We start from the raw sequence: 24,747 nt of genomic DNA, 5'->3' as shown, positions 1-24,747 counted from the left end.
CCCTGAGATTGCAGGGCAGGATAAAAGGGAACGTTTAATAAACCCTTTGCCGCAAGGGCTTATGCGGCCATGTTTAATACCGACAGCGCATGCTCGGCTTTTTATTGCTTTAAGCGTTGACGCTGCGAAATTTTCTGTCTATCACTTCCGGCCATGAAGATAGCAGCAATTCTTATTGTGGTGGGACAGCGCATGGGCAGGATGGTGTAACCATCCGGCGATAGCCACCCATGCGCTAGACAACAGGCTCCCCAAGGGGCCTTTTTTTATGCCTGAAATTCAGGCTCGCCGCCAAGACCTTCAAATCCCAGCAGTCAAAATGGAACAAAAACATGACGGGCACGGACAATCAGACGGACGAAAACAGGATGACAGGCGCGGAAATCGTTCTCCGCGCGCTCAAGGACAATGGTGTCGAACACCTGTTCGGCTATCCCGGCGGCGCCGTGCTTCCGATCTATGACGAGATCTTCCAGCAGGACGACATCAAGCACATCCTCGTTCGCCACGAGCAGGGCGCCGGCCACGCGGCCGAAGGCTATGCCCGCTCCACCGGCAAGGTCGGCGTCATGCTCGTCACTTCAGGTCCAGGCGCCACCAATGCGGTCACCCCGCTGCAGGACGCGCTGATGGATTCGATCCCGCTCGTCTGCCTCTCCGGCCAGGTTCCGACCTCGCTGATCGGCTCCGACGCGTTCCAGGAAGCCGATACCGTCGGCATCACGCGCCCCTGCACGAAGCACAACTGGCTGGTCAAGGACGTCAACGATCTGGCGGCGATCATTCATGAGGCCTTCCGCATCGCGCAGTCGGGCCGTCCGGGGCCCGTTCTGGTCGATATTCCGAAGGACGTTCAGTTCGCCACCGGCACCTACACGCCGCCGGCAGCCCACGCGATCCAGAAGAGCTACCAGCCGAAGGTTCAGGGCGATCTGAACCAGATCCAGGCTGCCATCGAGCTGATGTCGAAGGCGCGTCGTCCGATCATCTATTCCGGCGGCGGCGTCATCAACTCCGGGCCCGAGGCTTCCAAGCTGCTGCGCGAACTGGTCGAGCTCACCGATTTCCCGATCACCTCGACGCTGATGGGTCTGGGCGCCTATCCGGCATCCGGCAAGAACTGGCTGAAGATGCTGGGCATGCACGGCTCCTACGAGGCGAACATGGCGATGCATGATTGCGACGTCATGGTCTGCATCGGCGCCCGCTTCGACGACCGCATTACTGGCCGCTTGAATGCGTTTTCGCCGAACTCGAAGAAGATCCACATCGACATCGATCCGTCGTCGATCAACAAGAATGTCCGCGTCGATGTTCCCATCCGCGGCGACGTCGGCAATATCCTGGAAGACATGGTTCGCCTGTGGCGTGCCCTGCCTAAGAAGCCGGAGAAGAGCCAGATCGCCGATTGGTGGGCCGATATCACCCGCTGGCGCGCGCGCAATTCGTTTGCCTATACGCACAGCAACGACGTGATCATGCCGCAATATGCGCTGGAGCGTCTCTATGCGCTGACCAAGGATCGCGACACTTTCATCACGACGGAAGTCGGTCAGCACCAGATGTGGGCGGCGCAGTTTTACGGTTTCGAGAAGCCCAACCGCTGGATGACCTCGGGTGGCCTGGGAACGATGGGCTACGGCCTGCCGGCGGCGCTGGGCGTGCAGATTGCGCACCCGGAGAGCCTCGTCATCGACATTGCCGGCGATGCGTCGATCCAGATGTGCATCCAGGAGATGTCGGCGGCGATCCAGTACGAAGCGCCGATCAAGATCTTCATCATGAACAACCAGTACATGGGCATGGTGCGCCAGTGGCAGCAGCTGTTGCACGGCAACCGCCTGTCGAACTCCTACACCGAGGCGATGCCCGATTTCGTCAAGCTGGCGGAAGCCTACGGCGCCGTCGGCCTGCGTTGCGAAAAGCCCGGCGATCTCGACGCGACCATCCAGGAGATGATCGACGTCAAGAAGCCCGTGATCTTCGATTGCCGCGTCGCCAATCTCGCCAACTGCTTCCCGATGATCCCATCGGGCAAGGCACACAACGAGATGCTTTTGCCGGATGAAGCCACCGACGAGGCCGTCGCCAACGCCATCGACGCCAAAGGTCGTGCGCTCGTTTGATCGAAGCGAGGGGACGCGCTAGATTGATCGCGTCCCTTCCTTGAGGAGCAGGTGCCATGGCCAGAGTGAGGATTTCGGAAAACGGGAGCGTACCCCTGCCGCAGGCAGTCCGTGATGCGCATGGCTGGAAGCCGGGCGCCGAGCTCGAGATCGTCGATGGCGGGCGCGGGGTCGTGTTGCAGCCGGTGGAGGCGGAGCAGGAGGTGCCGGCTCACAAGAAGAAGCTCACGATCGAGGAGTTTCTGGCGATGCGGCCAAAATACGAGGGGCCGCCGATCACAGAAGAGATGATCGAGCAAGCGGTTCTGGAGGAGGCCAAGCGGCGCTGGGATGAGAAGAATAGTCGTTGATACCAACGTCTTCGTGCGTGCACTGGTGAAAGAAGCGTCAGAGCACGGACGTATCGCCGAAGCTTTGCTGTCATCGGCGACGCTGGTGGTAACGCCGACCGTTCTGCTTGAAGGTGGATGGGTGATGCGCGGGATCATGAAAATCTCGCGTCAGACAGTCAATCAGCTTCTTTCCGCGGCTCTTGAGATCGGCGCTTTCGAATTTGAGCAGCACACGTCCGTGGCGGTTGCCGTTCGCGCTCATGCAGCCGGCATGGACTTCGCCGACGCCCTGCACGTCAGCCTCACCGCTGCCGGCGAGACCTTTCTCACCTTCGACAAGGGTCTCGTCAAGCTTGCTCAAAAACACATGAATTCCGTCAGCGTCGAGCTGGCATCCTGACATAATCTGAGGAAACGGACCAAGACATGAACGCACACCTACAGCCGACGGGCTCCGCCTACTTCATTTCGCCGGAAACGGCGGCGATCGAGAACCACACGCTATCGGTTCTCGTCGATAACGAGCCGGGCGTTCTTGCCCGCGTCATCGGCCTGTTTTCCGGCCGCGGCTACAACATCGAAAGCCTGACGGTGTCGGAGACCGAGCACCAGGCGCATCTGTCGCGTATCACCATCGTGACGCGCGGGACGCCGCAGGTGCTGGAGCAGATCAAGGCGCAGCTTGAGCGCATCATTCCCGTGCATCGCGTTGTCGATCTCACGGTGCGCGCCCGCGAGCTTGGGCAGGAGCGGCCGATCGAGCGTGAAGTGGCGCTGATCAAGGTGGCTGGCGATGGCGAGACGCGCGCCGAGACGCTGCGCCTGGCCGATGCCTTCCATGCCAAGGTGGTCGATGCGACCGTCGAGCACTTCATCCTCGAACTGACCGGCAAGTCCTCGAAGATCGACCAGTTCGTGGCAATCGTGAAGCCGCTCGGCCTGATCGAGGTCTGCCGTACCGGGATCGCGGCGATGAACCGTGGTCCGCAGGGCATGTAACGCCCGACATCAAAGTTCGTTGAAACCGAAGCCGCTGGAGGTCAGAGCATCTCCAGCGGCTTTTTTCTGGATGGTGGCGGGAAGGCGGCGTCGAGGGCGGCCAGGTCCTCGTCGCTGAGGTCGAGCGAGACGGCATCGCGGTTTTCCGCGGCGCGGGCGGCATTCGAGGTCTTGGGGATGGCGATGACGCCATCGCGTTCCAGCAGGAAAGCCAGCGCAAGCTGCGCCGGGGTCGCCTGGTTGGCTTTGGCGATGCGGATGATCTCGGGGTGGTGGATGATGCGGCCCTGCTCGATCGGCGAGTAGGCCATGACCGGAATGTTGCGCTCCTGGCACCAGGGCAGGAGATCGAACTCGATGCCGCGACGGCCGAGATTGTAGAGCACCTGGTTGGCGGCGACATTTTTGCCTGCGGGGACGCTGAGCAGTTCTTCCATATCGTCGGTATCGAAATTGGAGACGCCCCATTGGCCGATCTTGCCTTGAGACTTCAGCGTCTCGAAAGCCTCAACGGTCTCGGCCAGCGGGTGGTTGCCGCGCCAGTGCAGGAGGTAGAGATCGATACGGTCGGTGCCCATGCGCGACAGGCTGTTTTCGCAGGCCTCGATCGTGCCCTTGCGGCTGGCATTCCAGGGATAGACCTTGCTGACCAGATAGACCTCGTCGCGACGGCCACGGATCGCTTCGCCGACGATCGTCTCGGCGCCGCCCTCCGCATACATCTCGGCAGTGTCGATCAGCGTCATGCCGAGGTCGATGCCGGCGCGCAGGCTTTCGATCTCGCGCTTGGCCTCGGAAGCCTTTTCGCCCATGTTCCAGGTGCCCTGGCCGAGCACCGGTATCTCTTGGCCGTCGCGCATGGTGAGCGTTGGGATCGGATCGTCTTGCATGGTCGGCCTCGTGTTGTCGCTGTCTCCGGCAAGTGATATACATTGGATATCAAGGGCTAGATATGACCAAGGTGACGATTTCCAAGTGGGGTAACAGCATCGCGATCCGCCTGCCCAAGGCGGTGACGGACGAATTGCACCTGCGCGCCGGCGATGTCGTCAACCTCGACGTTCGCGATGGCAAGGCGACGCTGGAAAAGCCGAAGCAGCAGCTGGCGCCTTCACTTGCGGAGATTGTTGCCGAGATCCGGCGCCTGGGCCCGGAAAATGAACCGGAGACGGTCGATTGGGGCCGCGATGTCGGGTCCGAACGTTTTTACGATCATGACGAGTAGCCATATCTTGACGGCTGGCGATGTTGTCGTGGTCAACCTCGATCCGATCAGAGGCAGCGAACAATCCGGTATCAGGCCGGCGCTCGTCATCTCAAATGTCCTGATGCACGAAGTCTCCAAGCGCATCGTCGTCTGCCCGATCACGAGAAATATGACGCCTTGGCCGACGAAGATACCGATCCCTGATGGCTTCAAGACGCAAGGCATGGTTCTGGCCGATCAGGTGCGTTCGCTTGACTACGAGGAGCGCGTGCTTCGTCAGATTGAGACACTGCCTACCGAATTCGTCACGCTGGTCAGAAGCTACGTCGGCAGGCTGCTCGACCTCGACGTGACTGGTGCTTCCGGCTGACAATCCTGTCACCATGACAATAGGCAGATGGAAACTCCGATTTAGGTCAATTATGCTGACCTAAATTAACAAGGTTCGTGGCGCAGATCGCGGGCCATGGAGGTTACCCCATGCCGCTGGATACGTTTCTGGCACTGCTTCTCTTTGCCTTCACCACATCGATCACGCCGGGCCCGAACAACATGATGCTGTTCACCTCGAGCGTGAATTTCGGTTTCCGCCGGACGATCCCGCACATGATCGGCATCGGCGCCGGGTTCTTCTCGCTTTTGATCGGCGTCGGGTTCGGGCTTGGCGCGGTGCTACATACGGTGCCGGCGGTCTATACGGCGCTAAAGTTTACGGGCGGTGCCTATCTGGTGTGGATCGCCTGGAAAATCGCGACGTCGCGGTCGCTGAGCGAGGGGAAGGGCGCGGTGAAGCCGATGTCCTTCCTGTCGGCGGCGGCGTTTCAGTGGGTCAATCCGAAGGCTTGGGTGATGGCGGTGACGGCGATGGCGACCTATACGATCCAGGATATCTACTTCGTCAGCGTCATGATCGTCGGGTTGGCCTTTGCCGCTGTCAATGTGCCGAGCGTGTCCACTTGGGCCGGGTTCGGCTCGGCCCTGCGCGACTGGCTGTCCGATCCTGTGCGGCTGAAGTGGTTCAACATCACCATGGCGGTGCTTCTGGTGCTCAGCCTGTGGCCGATGCTGAAATAGGCCGATCGCGTTGGTCGGGGCTTGGCGTCGGCTTCGCGAGTGCCTAAGGATGTCGGGACACTGGCGGAGGATAGTCTCTTGCACGACGACCACGAACACGACGACCACCATGATCACGATCATCATCATGATCATCACCACGACAACCACTATTCGGACATGCAGGCCCGCGTGAAGGCGCTGGAGACGGTGCTGACGGAGAAGGGGCTGATCGATCCCGCGGCGATCGACGTGATCGTCGACACCTACCAGACCAAGGTTGGGCCCAGGAACGGCGCGCGGGTGGTGGCCAAGGCGTGGAGCGATCCCGATTTCGCCGACTGGCTGAAGCGCGACGCGACGGCTGCGATCGCCAGCCTCGGCTACACCGGGCGACAGGGCGAGCACATGCGCGCGGTGTTCAACACCGAAGAGACGCACAATCTCGTCGTCTGCACGCTCTGCTCCTGCTATCCATGGTCGGTGCTGGGGCTGCCGCCCACATGGTATAAGGCGCCGGCCTATCGTTCACGGGCGGTGATCGATCCGCGCGGGGTGCTCAGCGAATTCGGTGTGAGCCTGCCTAAGGGGCAGAAGATCCGCGTCTGGGATTCGACGGCGGAACTGCGTTATCTCGTCATCCCGCAGCGGCCGGAGGGCACCGACGGCTTGAGCGAGGAGCAGCTCGCCGATCTCGTCAGCCGCGATGCGATGATCGGCGCCGGTCTCGCCGCAGCGCCGGGAGCGGCGGCATGAACGGGCCGCACGATCTCGGCGGGCAGATGGGCTTCGGCGCTGTCGCGCCGGAGAAGGACGAGCCCTATTTCCACGCGGAGTGGGAAAAACGGGCGCTGGGGCTGACGCTCTCCTGCGGCGCCTTCGGCGCCTGGAACATCGACGAGAGCCGGCATGCCCGCGAAAGCATTCCGCCCGCCGCCTATCTCTCGGCCAGCTATTACGAGATCTGGACGCGGGCGCTGGAGGTGCTGCTCGAGCGCCACGGCTTCACCAACGCCGACGAAATCGAGAGCGGCCACCGGCAGTTCGACGGCGCTGCCCCGAAGCGGGTGCTGAAGGCGGATATGGTCCCAGGTGTTCTCGCCAAGGGCGGTCCCTGTGATCGTCCGCTTGATCAACCGGCGCGGTTTTCCGTTGGGGACAAGGTGAAGACCCGCAATTTCAACCCGACGACGCATACGCGGCTGCCGCGTTATGCGCGCGCCAAGGTCGGCGTCGTCGAGGCGGTTCAGGGCTCCTTCGTGTTTCCTGACGACAACGCCCATGGCAAGGGCGAGAACCCGCAATGGGTCTACACCGTCGTGTTCGATGGCGGCGAGATCTGGGGCGAGGGGGCTGATCCGTCGCTGACGGTGTCGATCGATGCGTGGGAATCGTATCTGGTTCCGGCTGGTGGTTGAGTTAGCGACGGATTGCAGCAAGTTGAAAGTCGCAAGAGGCTGAAAGTGCGCTGGTGCTCGTAGAGCACTCGACGTGTCAATTTCAGCATCTTTGACATGCGACAGCCCGTCGCTATATTTGTAGACATGAGCAAGAAGAGCGTCATGATGGGTTTTCAGACACGATCCGGACGCGGCGGATCAAGCGCGTTGGTGCGTGGAGACGCTGAGACCGGAAAGTCTTCGGCTGCCGCTAGCCAGGGCGGTCCCTCGAGCGCGCTCGGGCGCGATGTTGCCAAGTCCGCGACCGCAATTAAGCCCGTTCCGCTCGATCCAGATGCATTCATGGATTATCTGCTTGAGGAAGATGCCGTCATTATGGAGCATCTTGCCAAGTGAGCGACGAACCCGTTTGGGTCGCGGCTGAACATGTCGTTCACTTCAACAAGCGGGCTGTCGGAGCGACCGGGGAGCCTCACCTTGTCCGCGACATGGGGGCGATAGAAGCGGGAATCGATCGCGCCAGAAACCAATTTGCATATGGGGAGACGGATTTTGCCGTTCTTGCCGCGCATATGATCTATGGCGTGGGAAAAGCTCACGGTTTCGGACAAGGCAATAAGCGGACGGCTTGGGCGGCGGCACGTTACTTCCTGGCATTGAATGGCTACACTCTCCTATATGATCCTGATCCCCAGCAAGCGGAAGCCGCAAAGCTATTTGTTGCAAAGGCTGTCGAGCAGTTGATGGACGATAAAATCTTGTTTGACGAAGTGGTCGAGATTGTCAGAGATCGTCTGGTGCCAAATCCCAATTCGTAAGACAAAGGACCTGGCGATTTTCATCATGCTATCAAGGAGATCAGTATGATCGACCTCATTCAATGCTCGGGAGAGCTATCTTGAGCCAGTGTGATACGCGCTCGCCGCTTGCTCAATCGCCGCAGCTGCCACGCTCCCAAGACGGCGAGCCGGTGTTTCCGGAGCCGTGGGCGGCGGAGGCGTTTGCGATGACGGTGCATCTGCATGAGCGCGGGCTGTTTACGTGGACCGAATGGGCCGAGGCATTGTCCGGTGAGCTGCACAAGCCGGGTCGCGCCGAGGATGGCAGCGATTATTTTGATTGCTGGGTGGCGGCGTTGTCGTCGATCCTTGTCGATCGCGGTGTGGCCGATGCGGAGACGATCACCGCGTTGCAGCAGAGCTGGCAGCGGGCGGCGGAGGCCACGCCGCATGGGAAGCCGATTGAGCTTGCCAATGATCCTGAGCGCTGATGGCGCAGCAGTCCCCGCATGATGATATCACGACGGAAACTGGCGGTAGCATTCTTCGGCGACCTTCCTCAGTTCTTCGCGTGAGATCTCGCCGGTGACGGCGTAGCCGAGTTCGCCGTCGATCCAGTAGAAGGTCTCGACACTATCGGCGGAGGCGAAGCGGAAGCTGGTGGTCTTGTTAGCTGTGTTGCGGCCGACGAGGACGGTGAGGCGTTCGCCGGTCTGGTTTTCGTACATGAACATCGCGCCCGGCTTGCCATCGACGGGCAGCAGTCGGCCGCCGACGAGGTGGTAGTCCAGGCTCGTGAGGTCGGGGACCTTGAGGTTCGATATAGCCAGGCGCTTGCCGAGCCAGGTGGCGAGGTGGGCTTCCTCGTTGGCGAAGACTTCGACGGGGTGGCGGACTTCGCTGGCGTAGACCAAGAAGGCGTTTTGGGCTTCCTTCGGGAAGGTTTCCTGGGCTGTCAGCTGCAGTTGGGGGCGTTCGAAGAGAGCGGGGCCGTAGCGGCCGACAAGCGTGCCTGCAGCGAAGACGGCGATGGTTGCGGCGATAGCGGCGAGGCGCTTCGACCAGGGCGAGAGCGCAGGCGGTTTGCCAATCATGTCGGCGTCGCCGGGCCTGCTTTTCTCGTAGCCTGAGAACATTGCCTTGATGCCGGCGTTTTGCGCCTGCCATTCGGCTATTCTGGCGGCATCGTCGGGATTGTCGCGCAGCCATGCTTCGACGCGCGAACGATCGTCATCGGCGAGCAGGCCGTCGGTGTAGGCGTGGAGGTCCGCTTCGGTCACGGGTTGGTCGGCGGCGTTCATTTCGGTCTCCGAAGCGTAATGACGTTGTCTGATTTCATGTGTTCGGCCAGTTGCTGGCGCGCGCGCGACAGGCGCGACATGACGGTGCCTAAGGGTATGTCGAGCATGTCGGCCACTTCCTGGTAGGTGTAGCCCTCGATGACCACGAGCATCAGCACGGCGCGGTGATCTTCCGAAAGGCCGTTCAGCGCGTCTTCCAGGCGGGAGCGCTCGAGCGGGTCGGCGGATGTCTCGGGGGCGGCCACGTCCATGGCGCCATCTATGTCCACGAGGTTGCCGCGCACGATGGTGCGGCGCTGGTTGCGATAGAGATTGGTCATGATCGTCAGCACCCAGCCGCGCAGGTTCAGGCCGCGCCACTGCGTGCGACGGGCGAGCACCTTCTCGACGCAGTCCTGCAGCAAATCTTCGCCATCGCTGTCGGAGCGCGTCAGGCTGCGTGAATAGCGCCTGAGCGACGGGAGGAGGGCCAGGATCTGGCCCTCGAATGTTTCGGGTGCGGGTGGCTTCATGCGATCAAGCCTGTCCAGCGCTTATGGCTTTGCGACATCCCATACATCCTTGACGCCGTCGCCGGTGATATCGCCCATCTTCTTGTCCTTGACCCAGAAGTAGAGCGGCATGCCGTCCTTTGCCCATTGCTTCATGCCGTCCTTGCGGTCCACGATCGAGTATGCCCCTTCCGGCTTGGCATTTCCATCGGCCATCAGCGGCGGCCAGTTCTTGGCGCAATCGTCGTAGCAATTGGACACGTCCTTCGTGTCCTTCTTGAAGGTGTAGAGCGACATGCCGTTCTCGCCGGCGAGCACCTTGCCCTTGGCCGAATCGACCGTCTTGACGGGCGGGGCGGCGAAGGCGGCGGTGGCGGCAGCGGATGCGACGGTAAGAGCGATCAGGAATTTCGCGGATTTCATCGGGTGTCTCCTCGGGTTGGGCGCACGCGATCTGCGTTGCCTGACATGAGACAAGGCGAGGGGCGATTTTATTCCCTGGTGTCGTAAGATTTTTTCCGATCGGGCGGGGAGGCCGGCCGCCTTGCGGCATTTTGCGGTTGCCTATCGCTGACGAATCCTGCCAAGTCGATGGATCATGCAATTCGCTCCGCAACAAGACGAAGCCCTGAAAGCCGTTGCCAAATGGCTGAAGGAGGGCAAGGCCCCGATTTTTCGCCTGTTCGGCTATGCCGGCACGGGCAAGACCACGCTTGCTCGGCATTTCGCCGAGCATGTCGATGGCGAGGTGCTGTTTGCGGCCTTCACCGGCAAGGCGGCGCAGGTGTTGCGGACACGCGGCGCCAGCAATGCGCGCACGCTGCATTCGCTGATCTACCGGCCGCGCGGCGAAGAGGCTGTCGAGGACGAAGAGACCGGCAAGACCTCGATCGCGCCGATGTTCACCATCAACCGGCAGAGCCCCGTCGCCAAGGCGGCGCTGATCATCGTCGACGAATGCTCGATGGTGGATGAGGCGCTGGGCAAGGACCTGATGAGCTTCGGCACGCCGATCCTTGTTCTCGGCGATCCCGGCCAGCTGCCGCCGGTCTCCGGCGGCGGGTTCTTCACCAATCAGGAACCCGACTATCTCTTGACCGATATCCACCGGCAGGCGCGCGACAACCCGATCATCGGGCTCGCCATGCAGGTGCGCGAGGGCAAGGAGATCATGTATGGCGATTATGGCGCGGCGCAGGTGATCTCGAAGAACGAGGTCAACCAGTCGCTCGTGCTCGACGCCGATCAGGTGCTTGTCGGCACCAACCGCACGCGGCGGCGCTATAATCAGCGGCTGCGCGAGCTGAAGGGTTTCACCGCCGATTATCCGCAGACGGGCGACAAGCTGGTCTGCCTGCGCAACGATCCCGCCAAGGGGTTGCTCAACGGCTCGCTCTGGCAGGTGATGACGTCCTCGAAGGAGACGACGAAGCCGGGTATCAACCTTCTGATCCGGCCCGAGGATGACGATATCGATCGTGGGGCGGCGAAGATCAAGCTGTTGAAGCAGGTGTTCGAGGATGTCGAGGGCGAGATTCCCTGGAATACCCGCAAGCGCTGCGACGAGTTCGACTTCGGCTATGCGCTGACGGTGCACAAGGCGCAGGGTTCGCAGTGGAACAATGTCGTGCTGTTCGATGAGAGCTGGGCGTTTCGTGACACCAGGGAGCGCTGGCTCTATACCGCGATCACGCGCGCGGCGGAAACGCTGACGATCGTCCGCTGAGTTTTCAAGCGCGTCGCATGTCGGTGCCGCAAAGCCGCTGTACAGTTTTGCGCGACATGCTTCAGATTTGCACGATGCCGAGCAGGACCGCCTTGGCGATCGCCTGGAAGCGGTTGTTGGTGTCGAGCTTTTGAATGATCGCGGCCTCGATCGATTTCGCGTCGTCTTCCTTGAGATCGAGCGTGCGGGCGATACGTTGGGTCGATAGTCCCTCGGTCATCAGCACGAGGCAGCGATATTCCTGTTCGGTCAGCGAGCGCTCATGCTGGTTGTCGTTCAGCGGCGGGTCGCCAGGGGCGGTGTTTTCGAGCAGTTCGGTCACCTGCTGAAGCTGGCGGTGCAGCGTCGACATTTCCGCCGTCAGTTCGCGCTTTCGAGAGGCAAGGGCGGCGGCGAAGACGGCGTCGGCGTCCTGCTGCGAGGTGGATCTGCAGAGATCGACCATCAGTTCCTGAATGACGGCGACCGGCATGCCCGCCTCGCGGCAGACATTGATGACGGCCATGCGCCTTATGTCGGCGTGTTCGTAGACGCGCATCAGCCCGATACGGCTCGAGGCGATCAGCCCTTTCTCCTCGTAGAAATGCAGGGTTCGGTGGGTGACGCCGAAGGCGTTGGCCATGTCGGCAATCGCGACCTTGCCGCCGGGCAGGCTTGCCGGGCGCGCGACGCGCGGCAGGAACCTGAAATCGGGAGGCGCCTGGGGCGGAGCGTTTGGTCTGGCAGCCTGCTTATGTCGTTCGGACATGAGCCCTCCTGTTCTACGCATGATCAAGTGCGCGCATGACATGGATACGGGCGCGGTCGAGCGGTTTTGACGATGCATTCCCGGTCGGCATGCAAAGCAACGGATCCTCGATCTGGTGATCCATTGCGATCAGACTATGCGTTAAATGACTGATTTGTTATCCTTAAAAATAGTCACTTGTAAATAATAGTCGAATGTACATACGGCTGCACTGCAACTTCTGAACGAATCATCAGGGGCGTTTCTGTCCCAGATGCTTAATCGTTTTTCTGATACGTCTTGCCGTTGGCGTTACTTTGCCTGCCGCGATGTGGCGACGGCGGACCACCAATCAGAAATTCACATGCAATCATGCACGAATCTCGTTGGCCGCGACGGCGTCCTTGGCTTAAAAGCGGGGCAGCTTCTTTCATTGAATGGAAACTCGCCATGCCCACCACGCTTTCCGTCAATCTCAACGCCGTCGCCATGCTGCGCAATCGTCGCGACTTGCCCTGGCCAAGCGTCGAGGCGCTGGGGCGCATTGCGCTCAAATCGGGCGCGAGCGGGCTGACGGTGCATCCGCGCCCAGACGAGCGCCACATCCGCTTTTCCGATCTGCCTGTCATCCGCAACCTGATCGACGACGAGTTTCCGGAGGCGGAATTCAACATCGAGGGCTATCCGACGGACGAGTTTCTCGACCTCTGCGTGAAGGCCGCGCCCGAGCAGGTCACGCTGGTGCCGGATCATCCCTCGCAGGCGACGTCCGATCACGGCTGGGACTTCCGCAAGGATCGCGCATTGCTGACGGTTGTGATCGCGCGGCTGAAGAAGATGGGCACCCGCGTATCGCTGTTTGCCGATGGGGACGGGGACGAGGAAGCGGTGGCGATCGCGAAGGCTGTCGGCGCCGATCGGATCGAGCTCTACACCGGCCCCTATGGCGGCTGTTACGATGCGCCGGAGCGGGTGGGGCCGATTCTCGAGGCGCTCGGCAAGACGGCGGATGCGGCGCTGGCGATCGGGCTCGGCGTCAATGCCGGTCATGACCTCACCGTCGCCAATCTGCCGCCGCTGGTGAAGCGCATCCCGAAGCTCGCGGAAGTCTCGATCGGCCACGGGCTGACGGCGGATGCGCTGGAGTTCGGCATGGCCGAGACCGTGCGCCGCTTCTGCCGGGCCTGCGGCCAGAAGATCTAAGTTCAGTTTGGCCAAACAAAAACCCGCCCCGGTGGTGCGGAGCGGGTTGTGGCTTCAGGGAGAGCGCTGTCAGGCGACGAGCGCTGCCTTGTTGGCCACGAAGTAATCCTTCAGCGACTGCGGCTGCTTGCCGGTCAGTTTGGTGAAGTCCTCGGTCACGTGATCGAAATTGCCGGCGCGGACATTTGCGTCGGCCGAAACCAGCATGTCAGCGACAAAATCAGGAAGACCAGCGCCGAGCAGGCCCTGGCGCAGCTGGTCGTCGGTCACCTTCACGGCGGCGAGCGGCTTGCCGGCGGCTTGCGAGATGGCGGCGGCGATCTCGTCAGCGGAAAGCGACTGAGCGCCGGTCAGCGTGTAGGTGGCGCTGTCCTTGGTGCCCGATGCGAGGGCCGCGGCGGCCGCAAGGGCGCAATCGTCACGCGAGATGTTCGGGACCTTGCCGTCGCCCGATGCCGTGTACCAGCTGCCGCCCTGAAGATTGTGCGGCATGGAATGCATGTAGTTGTCGAGATACCAGGCGTTGCGGATGATCGTGTAGGGCAGGCCGCTTGCCTTGACGGCGTTTTCAGTGCCGAGGTGATCCGGCGCGAAGGTGACAAGCGATTTGTCTGGGGAAGGCATCGAGGTGTAGGCGATGTGCTTGACACCGGCCTTGACGGCGGCGGCGACGGCCGTCGTGTGCTGCTTCAGGCGCTGGCCGGGAACGGCGAGCGCGTCGGTGCTGATGATGAGCACGCGGTCGGCGCCCTTGAAGGCTGCTTCCAGCGAGGCGGCGTCATCGAAATCGGCCTTGCGGGTCTGGACGCCCTTGGCGGCGAGGTCTGCCAGCTTGGAGGTGTCGCGGCTGGCGGCGATCAGGTTGGCCGCGGGAACCTTGTAGGTCTCGAGCAGGTGATGGATGACGCGCTGGCCGAGCTGTCCGGCGGCACCGGTGATGAGGATCGTTTCGCTCATGTCTGTAAACCTCTAGGTTCGATTGCTGGTCTCGAAAAGAGACTAGGGCTAAAATAGGGATTGACCGACAGCTGTAAAGGAGGCAGTTTTTGCGCCGTAAGTTACCAAAAGGGAACCAGCAGAATGGCCGGCACCGTCGTCAACCTGAAGAGCAAGGCCGAGCCGCGCGTGCGGAACGAGGTCGATCTCTCCAAGCTCGATTTCAACAATTGCCCGGTGCGGGACATGATGCAGCAGATCGGCGGCAAGTGGGCAACGCTGATGCTGGAGGCGCTGTCGCAGCAGCCTTATCGCTTCGGCGAGCTTCGCCGGATGATCCCCGATATTTCGCAGCGCATGCTGACGCAAACGCTGCGTGACCTGCAGCGCGACGGCTATATCGAGCGCGAGGTGTTTCCGACCAAGCCGCCGAGCGTCGAATACCGGATGACGGATCTCGGCAACTCGCTCTACCAGACGCTGGCACTGCTTTTGAATTGGGCGGAGAACAACCATGAGGCCGTTCGCTCCGCCCGGGTCAAGTTCGACGCATCGGGTGCGTGACGCTTGCGTTCCTCGCGGCGCTCATTGAAGCGTTACGCCGTTCCCGATCGTGATCAGCGCTTCCGCAGCCCTTCGGTGAGGAAGAGCAGGAAGGCGAGGCTGGGGAAGCAGAGGCCGATCCAGGCGGCCAGCGTCCAGCCGCCGGTGGCGAATGCCCAGCCGCCGATGGCAGAGCCGAGCGCACCGCCGGCGAAGAAGGTTGCCATGAACAGGCCGTTGAGGCGGCTGCGGTGCTCCGGGCTGATCGCGTAGATCGCCCTCTGGCCGACCACCAGATTGGTCGTTACCCCGAAATCCAGAATGATCGCGGCTGCTGTCAGCAACGTCAGTGCGAGTGCGGAACCATCGGTCGCGAAGTGGCTGATCAGGAAGGCGGCGATGCCGCAGAGCATGGCGATGGTCGAGGCGATCTTGGTGAGGCCGCGGTCGGCAAGGCGGCCGGCGATGGGCGAGGCGATGGCGCCGGCGGCACCGGCGAGCGCGAAGAGGGCAATGCCGTTCTGCGTCAGGCCGAAGGCGGGGCTTGCGAGCAAAAGCGGCGTCGTCGTCCAGAACAGGCTGAAGGCGCCGAACATGCCGGCCTGATAGAGCGCGCGGCGCTGCAGAACGCGGGAATGCAGGGCGAGGTGCGCCATGGAGGCGAGCAGGGCGCCGTAGCTCAGCCGGGTGTGCGGGGTGCGGACCGGCAGCTGGACGCGCAGGATGGCGGCGAGCAGGATCATGACGACGGCCGAGACGTAGTAGACGTCGTGCCAGGAGGTGGCTTCGGCGAGGAAGCTTGCGACCGGGCGGGCAAGCATGATGCCGCAGAGCAGGCCGCTCATGACATTGCCGACGACGCGGCCACGCGAGGCATCGGGCGCCATGTTGGCTGCGAAGGGCACGAGCACCTGAACGGCGACCGAACCCATGCCGATACAGAGCGAGGCGGTGAGGAACATGGTGGGTGTCGTCGACAGCGCGGCGCCGATCAGCGACACGGCCGAGGCGGCAACCAGGATCAGCACCAGCTTGCGGTTTTCCATTAGGTCGCCCAGCGGCACGATCAAAAGCAGGCCGAGGCCGTAGCCGATCTGCGTCAGCGTGACGATCAGGCCGGTGGCGGCCGGGCTGAAGCCGAGCGCGGCGCTGATCGGGCCGGCGAGCGGCTGGCCGTAATAGAGATTGGCGGCCACGAGCCCGCAGGCGGCGGCGAAAAGGAATGTCATCAAAGGCGAGATCGTTGGCGCGGCAACGGTCTCAGGTGCGGTGGACGAAAGGCTCATGCTGGGCTCCGGTGGGGCAAACGGATAGTACAGGTGGTTGCGAGCGGGGTTTTGCGCGCTCTTTGGAAAACAATCAGGTCAGAAGCTTCATCGCCTCGCGGGCGACGGCGTCCATATCGGGCGCGGTGCGGCCGGTCTTGCCGACGATGCGCATGCCGGCGGTCAGGCAAAGCAGAGTGCGCGCGGTGGCTTCGACATCAAGCGTGGCTGAAATGGAGCCATCGCTCTGGCCGAGGCGGATGAGCTCGACTAGGTGCGCTTCATTGGCATCGAAGGCATCCGAAACTCGCTGCGCGGCTTCGTGGTCGAAGATCGCGAGCTCATTGGCGCTGCCGACCACGAGGCATCCCCGCGTGCCGGACGCACCATGCGAAGACGATGCGTAAGAGCTCAGGAGCGCGCGGACCTTGTCGCGGCCCGTGACAGCGTCTTTCAGGCGTGCGTCGAGCAGAGCGAGGCGAATGCGCCGGTATCGGTCGAAGGCGGCGAGGAATATGCCGCGCTTGTCCTTGAACGCCTTGTAGACGCTGCCTGAGGTTAGCTGCATCGCCTCGGTCAGGTCGCTGATCGAGGCGGCGTGATAGCCGCGTTCTGAGAAGACGTCGAGCGCCTTGCTAAGCGCTGCGTCCATATCGAATTCACGCGGGCGTCCGCGCGCTCGGCCGGTGTCGATGAGTGCGTGTGTCGTCATGGATCGACTTATTAGGAAATGATCGTTTCCAAATCAAGCCGAAAACTTGCGGTTTCGCAATTTAGCTAGAGATCGAGAACCCAGGTCTGCCCGTTGAGTTCGGGGCCGAACATGCGGTGTTTCTCCTCGGATACGAGCTGGAAGCCGGCCTTGACGTAGATGCTGCGGGCGGCGCTCAGGACATCGTTGGTCCAAAGCGAGATCTGCCTGTAGCCCTTGGCTCTGGCGAAGCGGATGCATTCGTCGACCAACGTCTTTCCAAGGCCAAGCCCGCGCGCCGATTTGTCGATGTAGAGGAGCCGCAGCTTGGCGATCCCGTCGCCGCCGTTGGTCATCAGCACGGAGCCGATGTTGACGCCGCCGCGCTCGGCGATCCAGGCGTATTCCATGGCCGGATCGAAATTGGTGAGGAAGCGTCCGGCGACCTCGGCAACGAGCCCCTCGAAGCGCATGTCCCAGCCATATTCCTCGCTGTAGAACTTCGCCTGGCTCTCGACGATCCAGCCGATGTCGCCGGCCCGGTGAGGGCGGATGACCAGAGGCGGCAGCGTGGCTTCGGGGTCGAGCAAGGAGCGGATCGTCTTCATGGCTGCGACGACGTTCTGCGGTTCGCCTGCTGCCAGCTTCTCGAAGCGTCCGGCGATCTGGGCGTTGGAGCGGTCGACGAGTTCCTGAAACTGCATACGTCCCTGATCGGTGACAGAGATGAGCTGGCTGCGCCGATCGTCGGGATCAGGCGTCGTCTCCATCAAGCCTTGGGCCTTGAAGCGCTTCAGGATACGGCTGAGATAGGCCGGATCGAGGTGCAGGTCGCGGACCAACGCCACGGCGCTGACGCGCTCCTGCGAGCCCACTTCGAATAGGACGCGCGCGTCGGTCAGCGTGAACGGGGTGTCGAGATAGGCCTTGTTCAGGACCCCCAGGAAATTGGTGTAGAAGCGGTTGAAGTCGCGGGCTGCGTCGATGAGGGTGGAATCGGACATGGATCAGGTCTCCTGTTGGGAGACCGTGTCCTCTAATTGATTGACTGAGTCAACTAAATTGTTGCGGCTAAGCGACCGACTTCCGCGTGGCTTGATCGCCAAGGGCGAAGTCGACGGCGGCGTTGGCGTGGATCTTGGTGGTATCGAAGCCGGGCAGGGGCAGATTGTCCGGATCGAGGATCAGGCAGATCTCGGTGCAGCCGAGGATGATGCTGTCGGCGCCCTTGGCGCGTTCGCGCTCGATGATCTCGAAGAGCTTTTCGCGTGAGCTATCGAGGATCTGACCGGCGCAGAGTTCGTTGAAGATGATGTCGTGAACGGTCGTGCGGTCGTCCTGATCCGGCACCATGATGTCGAGCCCGAGGCTTTTCACGCGATCGGTGTAGAAGCCGTGCTCCATCGTGTAGCGCGTGGCGAGCAGCAGCGGGCGGCGGCATCCGGCGGCCTTCAGCGCTGCCGCGGTCTCATCGATGATGTGGATCAGCGGGATGGTGATGCGGTCCGCGACCGGGCCGGCGACGAGGTGCATGGTGTTGGTGCAGATCAGGACGCAGTCGGCGCCGGCCGATTGCAGGCGTGAGGCAACGTCGCCGAGGCGCTTGCCGGCGGCGTCCCAATCTCCGGCCTTCTGCATCGCGACGATCTCTTCGAAATTCACGGAATGCATCAGCAGCTCGGCGGAGGCGAAGCCGCCCAGGCGGTCGCGAACCATCTCGTTGATCAGGCGATAGTAGACGGCGGAGCTTTCAAAGCTCATGCCGCCGATCAGGCCGATTGTCCGCATTCGATGCTCCTCCTGCTGCTGCCGCGTCTTTGCGGCGCGCGTTCTTCTGGCGGTCTCCCGCTTTAGGGCGCATCATGCAAATAACGGGCGGAATTGCCAGCCGATCCTGTTCTTTTGTATGGGGAAATGCCGCATTTGGGATCGTGCATGTCGTCGCTCCGGCCCGCGCGCTGATTGGTCGCAGTCCCGTCAACGCAGGTTAGCTATGCTGAAACGGTGGTTGAAACGGGGCTAGGGAAGATGACATTGGTCAATTCTTATGCAAATTACCAAAAGGGTAGATTATGGCCGATCATCACGTCGTCGTTGTTGGAGGAGGCTTCGGAGGGCTGCAACTCGTAAACGACCTTAAAGGCGCTGGTGTCCGCATTACGCTTGTCGATCGGCGCAATCACCATCTCTTCCAGCCCCTGCTATACCAAGTCGCCACAACGATTTTGTCGACCTCCGAGATCGCCTGGCCGATCCGCCATCTCTATAGCGACCGCCCGGAAGTGACGACGCTGCTCGGCGATGTCTCGGGCGTCGATACCGGCACGAAGTCGGTTACGCTGCGCGATGGCAACGTCCTGAAATACGATACGCTGGTGCTCGCCACGGGTGCGACCCATGCATATTTCGGTCGCGATGACTGGGCGCCGGTGGCGCAGGGTCTGAAGACGCTCGAGGATGCGACGACGATCCGCCGCCGTGTGCTCCTGGCCTTCGAAAAGGCGGAGACGGCACTTGATCAGGCCGAGCGCGACGCGCTTCTGACCTTCATCATCATCGGTGCCGGCCCGACTGGCGTGGAGCTTGCCGGCATCATCGCCGAACTGGCGCACAAGACGCTGCCGAAGGAATTCCGCAATATCGATACGCGCAAGGCCAAGGTCATTCTCGTGGAGGCCGGACCGCGCGTCCTGCCGACCTTCGTCCCGGAACTGTCCGAATATGCCTTGAAGGCGCTCAACGATCTTGGCGTCGAGGTTCGGCTTGGAAAGCCGGTTACCGAATGCACGGCCGAGGGTGTGCAGATCGGCGAGGAGTTCATCCCGAGCCGGACGATCAGCTGGGCCGCCGGCGTTCAGGCATCGCCTGCCGCGAAGTGGCTGGGCATCCCGGCCGACCGCGCCGGCCGCGCGATCGTCGAGAAGGATCTGACGGCGCCGGGCCTGCCTGATGTCTTCGTCATCGGCGACACCGCTTCGGTGACGCAGGAGAGCGGCGCGCCGGTGCCGGGTGTCGCACCCGCCGCCAAGCAGCAGGGCGCCTTCGTTGCCAAGGTCATCCACGCACGGATGAAGGGCAAGACGCCGCCGGCCTTCAAATACAGGCACCAGGGAAGCCTGGCGACGATCGGCCGGAGTGCGGCAATCGCCGATTTCGGCAAGATCAAGCTCAAGGGCGGTCTTGCATGGTGGATCTGGGGCATCGCCCATATCTACTTCCTGATCGGCACGCGTTCGCGCTTTTCGGTCGCCTGGAGCTGGCTGTGGATCTTCCTCAGCGGCCAGCACAGCGCCCGCCTGATCACGCAGCGCGAGACCATCGCCGACGAGAAGTAAGTCTCGTCGGCAATCGCGACGACCATTCCAAAGCCTCCGGTGCGAACCGGGGGCTTTTCCTTTTGGCAACGGCCACGAAAAAGCCCCCGCCGGATGACGGGGGCTTCGGTTTTCGATTGGTGGAGCGGGCGAACCCGCTATCCGTTGGATCAGGCTGCCAGCGACGCGATGTCGATGACGAAGCGGTAGCGAACGTCGCTCTTCAGAACGCGCTCGTAGGCCTCGTTGACGTCCTGGATATTGATCTTCTCGATTTCCGAGACGATGTTGTGCTCGCCGCAGAAATCCAGCATTTCCTGGGTTTCCTTGATCGAGCCGATCATCGAGCCGGCCAGCGTGCGGCGGGCAGGAATGATCGAGAAGGCGTGGACCGGTACGGCATTTTCCGGAACGCCGAGCAGGACCATCGTGCCGTTGACCTTCAGCAGGTTCAGGTAGGCATTCCAGTCGATCTCGGCGGAAACGGTGCACAGGATCAGGTCGAAGGTGCCTGCGAGCTTTTCGAAGGTCGAGGCATCAGACGTTGCGTAGTATTCTTTGGCGCCGAGCTTCAGGCCGTCTTCCTTCTTCGACAGCGACTGCGAGAGGACGGTAATATCGGCACCCATCGCGGAGCCGATCTTGACGCCCATGTGGCCGAGGCCACCCATGCCGACGATGGCGACCTTCTTGCCGGGGCCGGCATTCCAGTGCTTCAGCGGCGAGTAGAGGGTGATACCGGCGCACAGAAGCGGCGCGGAGGCGTCGAGCGGCAGGTTGCCGGGGATCGACAGGACGTAGTCTTCCCTGACGACGATCGAGTCGGAGTAACCGCCCTGCGTTGCCGTCTTGCCGTCGCGATCGACGCTGTTGTAGGTGCCGACGAGGCCCGGCATGTACTGCTCGTTGTCGAGGTCGCGGGTTGCGCAGCCGACGCAGCTGTCGACGAAGCAGCCGACGCCGACGTGATCGCCGACCTTGAACTTGGTGACGTTGGCGCCGACGGCCGAAACGACGCCGGCAATCTCGTGGCCCGGTACGATCGGGTAGACGGCATTCTTCCATTCGTTGCGAACGGTATGAATGTCGGAGTGGCAGATGCCGGCGTACTTGATGTCGATGACGACGTCATCCGCGTTCGGGTCCCGACGTTCGAAGGTGAACGGCGTCAGCGGCTTGGATGCATCGGTAGCGGCGTAGCCTCTTGCGATTGGCATGGGAAGTATCCTTCTTTGGCGGGGTGGAAAGGGATGGTGCCCTTATGCGCCAGCAAGGGCACGCAGCGTTAGAGCGATCCTCTCGTGTTCTTGCACGATCCTGCAAAAGTGCTGGAGACCTGTAAAAGTGAGTGAGGGCGGTATTTGCGGTCATGCAAATCCATCCTAGATAAGCAGTCCAAACGGCAGGCAAGCCGTTTTCACCGGAAAGTGCGACTGATGACCTTGCTGTTTAACCGCTACCAGGAGATCGCTTCGATCGCGGGACGCTTCGCGCTTGGCGACGGAGAAGTGCAGACGGGGATCGAGGGGCTGGGGATCAGCCGCCGCACGACGCCCAGCGCGCCTTGCCATGGCAGCTACCGACCCTGTTTCGCCATGGTCATACAGGGGGCGAAAAGCCTGCAACTCGGCACCGATACCATCAATTACGGGGCGGGTGACTATCTGCTGACGTCGGTCGACCTGCCGGTCGCATGGCGGGTCGTGGAGGCTAGTGCCGAGGTTCCGCATCTTTGCATCACGCTTGCGATCAACAGCGAAAAGCTGCTCCATCTGCTCAGCCGCTCGACCATACAGCGCAGCGCGGCACCGCCACCGGGTCAGCGCGGCATCGTCGTCAACGTGGCGACGCCGGAGCTGCTCGATGCGGCGGTCAGGCTTCTGCGCTTGCTTGATAGTCCGGCGGATATCGCGGCGATGGCGCCGCTGATCGAGCAGGAAATCCTCTATCGCATCCTCACCGGTCCGGCAGGCGACCAGTTGATCGATATCGCGATCGCCGACAGGCAGGGTAACCGGATCGCCCGGGCGATCGCCTGGCTGCGCGAGAATTTCGCGCGGACGCTGCGTATCGAGGAACTGGCCGAGCACGTCAATATGAGCGTCTCGTCGTTCCATCATCATTTCAAGTCGATCACGGCGATGACGCCGGTGCAGTATCAGAAGCAGATCCGTCTCCACGAAGCGCGGCGGCTTATGTTGATCGAGCGGCTGGACGCCGGTACCGCCGGCCACCGCGTCGGATACCAGAGCCCGTCACAGTTCAGCCGCGAATATAGCCGTCTATACGGGCTGTCGCCGGCGCGTGATGTGGATGCCGTGCTGAACGCTGCCGAATAAACAAGCGCGACACGCCGAAAATTTATGCTTCTGCCTTTTGCTGGCTCTTGACGAGTGGGTGCTTCTGGGCGATAAGCGCTCAAGAACCGTACCGTACGGTACTTATTGGGAGCGAATGTCGTGTCTGTCGAAAACTTGGAGCCCAGCGAATTTTCGCCGCGCCAGAACGCCGTTCTGGAGCAGGCGCTGCGGTTGCTCGTCGATGGCGGCGAAAAGGCGCTGACGACATCGGGCGTCGCTCGCGCGGCCAACTGCTCCAAGGAAAGCCTCTACAAGTGGTTCGGTGACCGCGACGGCCTGCTGTCGGCGATGATCGCTTACCAGGCGAGCAAGGTGCGCACCTTCGAGCGCAACGGCGAGCGCCTGACATCGGCCAGCCTGCACGACCATCTCGTTATTTTCTCGCGCGATCTGCTGGAGGTTCTGGCGGGTGACGTGTCGCTGGCGCTGAACCGGCTGGCGATCGGCCAGTCGCCGCGCGACGGCTCCAAGCTCGGCAAGCTCTTGCTCGAGCGCGGCCGCCGGCAGATCGACCGCCGCGCCATGGGGCTCATCGATTCAGGCAAGCGGGCGGGGCTGCTGCGCTTCAACGATGCCGACGAAGCCTATCACACACTCTACGGCCTGATCGTTTCCGACCTGCATGTGCGCATGCTGCTCGGGGATACCACGGGCGTTACGGATACCGCGCGCCAGGCGGAAAAGGCGGTCACCGCCTTCCTCCGGCTCTACGGGACGGAGAAGGCGCTGGCCGACATGCCGGCCGTCGTCTGACGACCAAGTTTTACCGAATACTGACAGTCTACAAGACAAGCAAAGGGAAGGACAATTCAAATGCGCGTCTATTACGATCGTGATGCAGACCTCAACCTCATCAAGTCCAAGAACGTCGTCATCGTCGGCTACGGCTCCCAGGGTCGCGCCCACGCGCTGAACCTGAAGGACAGCGGTGCTGCCAACGTCGCCATCGCGCTGAAGGCCGGCTCGCCGACCATCAAGAAGGCAGAAGCCGACGGCTTCAAGGTCATGACCGTTGCCGACGCCGCCAAGTGGGGCGACCTGATCATGATGGCGACGCCTGACGAACTGCAGGCCGACATCTACAAGGCCGACATCGCCGGCAACATCCGCGACGGCGCTGCCATCGCATTCGCACACGGCCTCAACGTTCACTTCGGCCTGATCGAGCCGAAGGCTTCGCTCGACGTCGTCATGATCGCACCGAAGGGCCCGGGCCACACGGTTCGCGGCGAATACCAGAAGGGCGGTGGCGTTCCCTGCCTCGTTGCCGTTCATCAGAACGCTTCGGGCAACGCTCTTGAACTCGCTCTGTCCTACGCTTGCGGCGTCGGCGGCGGCCGTTCGGGCATCATCGAAACCAACTTCCGCGAAGAGTGCGAAACCGACCTCTTCGGCGAACAGGTCGTTCTGTGCGGCGGTCTCGTCGAGCTGATCCGCGCCGGCTTCGAAACGCTGACGGAAGCTGGTTACGCGCCTGAAATGGCCTACTTCGAGTGCCTGCACGAAGTGAAGCTCATCGTCGACCTGATCTATGAAGGCGGCATCGCCAACATGAACTACTCGATCTCGAACACCGCTGAGTGGGGCGAATACGTCACCGGCCCGCGCATCATCACCGAAGAAACCAAGGCCGAGATGAAGCGTGTCCTCAAGGACATTCAGACCGGCAAGTTCACCTCGGACTGGATGCAGGAATACCGTGCCGGCGCTGCCCGCTTCAAGGGTATCCGCCGCGTCAACGACGAGCATCCGATCGAAGAAGTCGGCGCGAAGCTGCGCGGCATGATGCCTTGGATCGGCAAGAACAAGCTGGTCGACAAGGCTGTCAACTAAGCTTCCAGATCCTCTGGATCGGAAAATGCGGAGGCCGGTGCGAAAGCACCGGCCTTTTGCGTTTGGCGCGATGTGAGGAGGCTAGATCGAACGCCGGCCATTCACGGCATGATACAGCCACAGCACGACGACCGCGCCGATGACGGCGACGACGAGGCTGTAGATGTTGAAGCCGGTGACGCCGGAGGCGCCGAAGAAGGTGAAGATGACGCCGCCGACGATGGCGCCGACGATCCCCAGCACGATGTCCATCAGCATGCCGGAACCGGTCTTGTTGACGATCTTGCTGCCGATGAAGCCGGCGATCAGCCCGAGAATAATCCACCCGATGACAGACATCTTGTTTTCCCCTCCTTGAATGGGCGGACAATCCGACCATCTTTCAGCATCAGCTAAAGTTGTCATGGCGGAATTCAAGGCTCGGACGGGCCTCATGTTGTGTTTTTGCTCTTCGTTTCAAA

General features: G+C 61.9%; 31 protein-coding genes. 19 read left to right on the top strand and 12 right to left on the bottom strand.

All coding sequences use genetic code 11. The annotated features are described in order from the left end of the window. Positions 1–332 precede the first annotated feature (332 nt). From QTL96_RS03885 to ilvN, 4 genes are read left to right on the top strand one after another with little or no spacing between them, the layout of a single operon-like run. Positions 333–2,126: an acetolactate synthase 3 large subunit gene (locus tag QTL96_RS03885; RefSeq protein WP_289726758.1), complete on the top strand. Its 1,794-nt coding sequence runs from the start codon at positions 333–335 to the stop codon at positions 2,124–2,126. A 56-nt stretch (positions 2,127–2,182) separates the two neighbouring features. After that, complete coding sequence (locus QTL96_RS03880; protein WP_289726757.1) at positions 2,183–2,476, top strand: AbrB/MazE/SpoVT family DNA-binding domain-containing protein; 294 nt, start codon at positions 2,183–2,185, stop codon at positions 2,474–2,476. Continuing rightward, positions 2,457–2,858: a type II toxin-antitoxin system VapC family toxin gene (locus QTL96_RS03875; RefSeq protein WP_289726756.1), complete on the top strand. Its 402-nt coding sequence runs from the start codon at positions 2,457–2,459 to the stop codon at positions 2,856–2,858. Before QTL96_RS03880 ends, QTL96_RS03875 begins: the two co-directional genes overlap by 20 nt. A gap of 26 nt (positions 2,859–2,884) precedes the next feature. Beyond that, positions 2,885–3,457, top strand: coding sequence for an acetolactate synthase small subunit (gene ilvN / locus QTL96_RS03870; RefSeq protein ID WP_018900306.1), 573 nt, complete (start codon positions 2,885–2,887; stop codon positions 3,455–3,457). A 41-nt stretch (positions 3,458–3,498) separates the two neighbouring features. Here ilvN and QTL96_RS03865 read toward each other — a convergent pair whose 3' ends face one another. After that, positions 3,499–4,347, bottom strand: a complete 849-nt coding sequence (locus tag QTL96_RS03865) for an aldo/keto reductase (RefSeq protein WP_289726755.1) — start codon at positions 4,345–4,347, stop codon at positions 3,499–3,501. A 62-nt stretch (positions 4,348–4,409) separates the two neighbouring features. Here QTL96_RS03865 and QTL96_RS03860 point away from each other — a divergent pair, with 62 nt between their 5' ends. The 8 genes from QTL96_RS03860 (at position 4,410) to QTL96_RS03825 (ending at position 8,387) form a co-directional block, all read left to right on the top strand. Beyond that, positions 4,410–4,682 carry an AbrB/MazE/SpoVT family DNA-binding domain-containing protein gene (locus QTL96_RS03860; protein ID WP_209190808.1) on the top strand — a complete coding sequence of 91 codons (273 nt, stop codon included), beginning with the start codon at positions 4,410–4,412 and terminating at the stop codon, positions 4,680–4,682. 7 nt (positions 4,683–4,689) lie between these two features. Beyond that, positions 4,690–5,034: a type II toxin-antitoxin system PemK/MazF family toxin gene (locus QTL96_RS03855; RefSeq protein ID WP_289726754.1), complete on the top strand. Its 345-nt coding sequence runs from the start codon at positions 4,690–4,692 to the stop codon at positions 5,032–5,034. Positions 5,035–5,144: 110 nt separating this feature from the next. Further along, positions 5,145–5,738: a LysE family translocator gene (locus QTL96_RS03850; protein WP_289726753.1), complete on the top strand. Its 594-nt coding sequence runs from the start codon at positions 5,145–5,147 to the stop codon at positions 5,736–5,738. Between the two features lie 78 nt (positions 5,739–5,816). Further along, complete coding sequence (gene nthA, locus QTL96_RS03845) at positions 5,817–6,473, top strand: nitrile hydratase subunit alpha (protein WP_289726752.1); 657 nt, start codon at positions 5,817–5,819, stop codon at positions 6,471–6,473. Next, positions 6,470–7,135, top strand: coding sequence for a nitrile hydratase subunit beta (gene nthB, locus QTL96_RS03840; RefSeq protein ID WP_289726751.1), 666 nt, complete (start codon positions 6,470–6,472; stop codon positions 7,133–7,135). Before nthA ends, nthB begins: the two co-directional genes overlap by 4 nt. Positions 7,136–7,279: 144 nt before the next feature. Then, positions 7,280–7,513: a hypothetical protein gene (locus QTL96_RS03835; protein WP_289726750.1), complete on the top strand. Its 234-nt coding sequence runs from the start codon at positions 7,280–7,282 to the stop codon at positions 7,511–7,513. Continuing rightward, positions 7,510–7,935, top strand: coding sequence for a type II toxin-antitoxin system death-on-curing family toxin (locus tag QTL96_RS03830; protein ID WP_289726749.1), 426 nt, complete (start codon positions 7,510–7,512; stop codon positions 7,933–7,935). The genes QTL96_RS03835 and QTL96_RS03830 overlap by 4 nt, the downstream gene beginning before the upstream one ends. A gap of 80 nt (positions 7,936–8,015) precedes the next feature. Continuing rightward, positions 8,016–8,387, top strand: coding sequence for a nitrile hydratase accessory protein (locus QTL96_RS03825; protein WP_289726748.1), 372 nt, complete (start codon positions 8,016–8,018; stop codon positions 8,385–8,387). A 27-nt stretch (positions 8,388–8,414) separates the two neighbouring features. On the opposite strand, the gene QTL96_RS03820 is transcribed toward QTL96_RS03825, so the two are convergent. Genes QTL96_RS03820 through QTL96_RS03810 form a run of 3 tightly spaced genes read right to left on the bottom strand, consistent with a single transcriptional unit; the run spans position 8,415 to position 10,111 of the window. Beyond that, a complete protein-coding gene (locus QTL96_RS03820; RefSeq protein WP_289726747.1) occupies positions 8,415–9,197 on the bottom strand; it encodes an anti-sigma factor in 783 nt (260 codons plus the stop codon). Beyond that, on the bottom strand, positions 9,194–9,709 hold the full coding sequence (locus QTL96_RS03815) for an RNA polymerase sigma factor (RefSeq protein WP_289726746.1): 516 nt from the start codon (positions 9,707–9,709) through the stop codon (positions 9,194–9,196). Before QTL96_RS03815 ends, QTL96_RS03820 begins: the two co-directional genes overlap by 4 nt. A 21-nt stretch (positions 9,710–9,730) precedes the next feature. Beyond that, positions 9,731–10,111: a hypothetical protein gene (locus QTL96_RS03810; protein WP_018900320.1), complete on the bottom strand. Its 381-nt coding sequence runs from the start codon at positions 10,109–10,111 to the stop codon at positions 9,731–9,733. 175 nt (positions 10,112–10,286) lie between these two features. Between QTL96_RS03810 and QTL96_RS03805 the strand changes: the two genes are divergently transcribed. Continuing rightward, positions 10,287–11,414, top strand: a complete 1,128-nt coding sequence (locus tag QTL96_RS03805) for an ATP-dependent RecD-like DNA helicase (protein WP_289726745.1) — start codon at positions 10,287–10,289, stop codon at positions 11,412–11,414. A gap of 61 nt (positions 11,415–11,475) precedes the next feature. Here the strand turns inward: QTL96_RS03805 and QTL96_RS03800 are convergent, their stop codons facing one another. Further along, positions 11,476–12,162, bottom strand: coding sequence for a MerR family transcriptional regulator (locus tag QTL96_RS03800; RefSeq protein WP_289726744.1), 687 nt, complete (start codon positions 12,160–12,162; stop codon positions 11,476–11,478). Positions 12,163–12,591: 429 nt separating this feature from the next. Here QTL96_RS03800 and QTL96_RS03795 point away from each other — a divergent pair, with 429 nt between their 5' ends. Further along, on the top strand, positions 12,592–13,344 hold the full coding sequence (locus QTL96_RS03795; protein WP_289726743.1) for a pyridoxine 5'-phosphate synthase: 753 nt from the start codon (positions 12,592–12,594) through the stop codon (positions 13,342–13,344). A 69-nt stretch (positions 13,345–13,413) separates the two neighbouring features. On the opposite strand, the gene QTL96_RS03790 is transcribed toward QTL96_RS03795, so the two are convergent. Then, complete coding sequence (locus tag QTL96_RS03790; protein WP_289726742.1) at positions 13,414–14,301, bottom strand: SDR family oxidoreductase; 888 nt, start codon at positions 14,299–14,301, stop codon at positions 13,414–13,416. A 123-nt stretch (positions 14,302–14,424) separates the two neighbouring features. On the opposite strand from QTL96_RS03790, the gene QTL96_RS03785 reads away from it, so the two are divergent. Further along, positions 14,425–14,844, top strand: a complete 420-nt coding sequence (locus QTL96_RS03785) for a helix-turn-helix domain-containing protein (protein WP_113198521.1) — start codon at positions 14,425–14,427, stop codon at positions 14,842–14,844. A gap of 53 nt (positions 14,845–14,897) precedes the next feature. On the opposite strand, the gene QTL96_RS03780 is transcribed toward QTL96_RS03785, so the two are convergent. The 4 genes from QTL96_RS03780 to QTL96_RS03765 form a co-directional block, all read right to left on the bottom strand. Beyond that, complete coding sequence (locus QTL96_RS03780) at positions 14,898–16,109, bottom strand: MFS transporter (protein ID WP_289726741.1); 1,212 nt, start codon at positions 16,107–16,109, stop codon at positions 14,898–14,900. A 73-nt stretch (positions 16,110–16,182) separates the two neighbouring features. Continuing rightward, on the bottom strand, positions 16,183–16,800 hold the full coding sequence (locus tag QTL96_RS03775; RefSeq protein WP_289726740.1) for a TetR/AcrR family transcriptional regulator: 618 nt from the start codon (positions 16,798–16,800) through the stop codon (positions 16,183–16,185). 65 nt (positions 16,801–16,865) lie between these two features. Next, the gene (locus tag QTL96_RS03770) at positions 16,866–17,783 is read right to left on the bottom strand and encodes a helix-turn-helix domain-containing GNAT family N-acetyltransferase (protein WP_289726739.1); all 918 of its coding nucleotides are present in this window, start codon (positions 17,781–17,783) and stop codon (positions 16,866–16,868) included. A 67-nt stretch (positions 17,784–17,850) separates the two neighbouring features. After that, the gene (locus QTL96_RS03765; protein WP_289726738.1) at positions 17,851–18,567 is read right to left on the bottom strand and encodes an aspartate/glutamate racemase family protein; all 717 of its coding nucleotides are present in this window, start codon (positions 18,565–18,567) and stop codon (positions 17,851–17,853) included. 284 nt (positions 18,568–18,851) lie between these two features. On the opposite strand from QTL96_RS03765, the gene QTL96_RS03760 reads away from it, so the two are divergent. After that, positions 18,852–20,114 (top strand): NAD(P)/FAD-dependent oxidoreductase, encoded by a 1,263-nt coding sequence (locus QTL96_RS03760; protein ID WP_289726737.1) that lies wholly within the window; start codon positions 18,852–18,854, stop codon positions 20,112–20,114. Between the two features lie 149 nt (positions 20,115–20,263). Here the strand turns inward: QTL96_RS03760 and QTL96_RS03755 are convergent, their stop codons facing one another. Further along, positions 20,264–21,310 carry an NAD(P)-dependent alcohol dehydrogenase gene (locus tag QTL96_RS03755; protein ID WP_289726736.1) on the bottom strand — a complete coding sequence of 349 codons (1,047 nt, stop codon included), beginning with the start codon at positions 21,308–21,310 and terminating at the stop codon, positions 20,264–20,266. Between the two features lie 219 nt (positions 21,311–21,529). Here QTL96_RS03755 and QTL96_RS03750 point away from each other — a divergent pair, with 219 nt between their 5' ends. The 3 genes from QTL96_RS03750 (at position 21,530) to ilvC (ending at position 24,286) form a co-directional block, all read left to right on the top strand. Then, a complete protein-coding gene (locus tag QTL96_RS03750) occupies positions 21,530–22,432 on the top strand; it encodes an AraC family transcriptional regulator (RefSeq protein ID WP_112941765.1) in 903 nt (300 codons plus the stop codon). A 105-nt stretch (positions 22,433–22,537) separates the two neighbouring features. Beyond that, positions 22,538–23,206, top strand: coding sequence for a TetR/AcrR family transcriptional regulator C-terminal domain-containing protein (locus QTL96_RS03745; protein WP_183794365.1), 669 nt, complete (start codon positions 22,538–22,540; stop codon positions 23,204–23,206). A 60-nt stretch (positions 23,207–23,266) separates the two neighbouring features. Next, positions 23,267–24,286: a ketol-acid reductoisomerase gene (gene ilvC / locus QTL96_RS03740; RefSeq protein WP_018900336.1), complete on the top strand. Its 1,020-nt coding sequence runs from the start codon at positions 23,267–23,269 to the stop codon at positions 24,284–24,286. An 81-nt stretch (positions 24,287–24,367) separates the two neighbouring features. On the opposite strand, the gene QTL96_RS03735 is transcribed toward ilvC, so the two are convergent. After that, positions 24,368–24,625 carry a GlsB/YeaQ/YmgE family stress response membrane protein gene (locus tag QTL96_RS03735; protein ID WP_289726735.1) on the bottom strand — a complete coding sequence of 86 codons (258 nt, stop codon included), beginning with the start codon at positions 24,623–24,625 and terminating at the stop codon, positions 24,368–24,370. Positions 24,626–24,747 lie beyond the last annotated feature (122 nt).

The sequence above is a fragment of the Rhizobium sp. S163 genome, from assembly GCF_030380805.1.
Classification (GTDB): domain Bacteria; phylum Pseudomonadota; class Alphaproteobacteria; order Rhizobiales; family Rhizobiaceae; genus Rhizobium.
The sequence above is the reverse complement of the archived record's forward strand: the minus strand, read 5'-3'. Positions and strand labels throughout refer to the sequence as shown.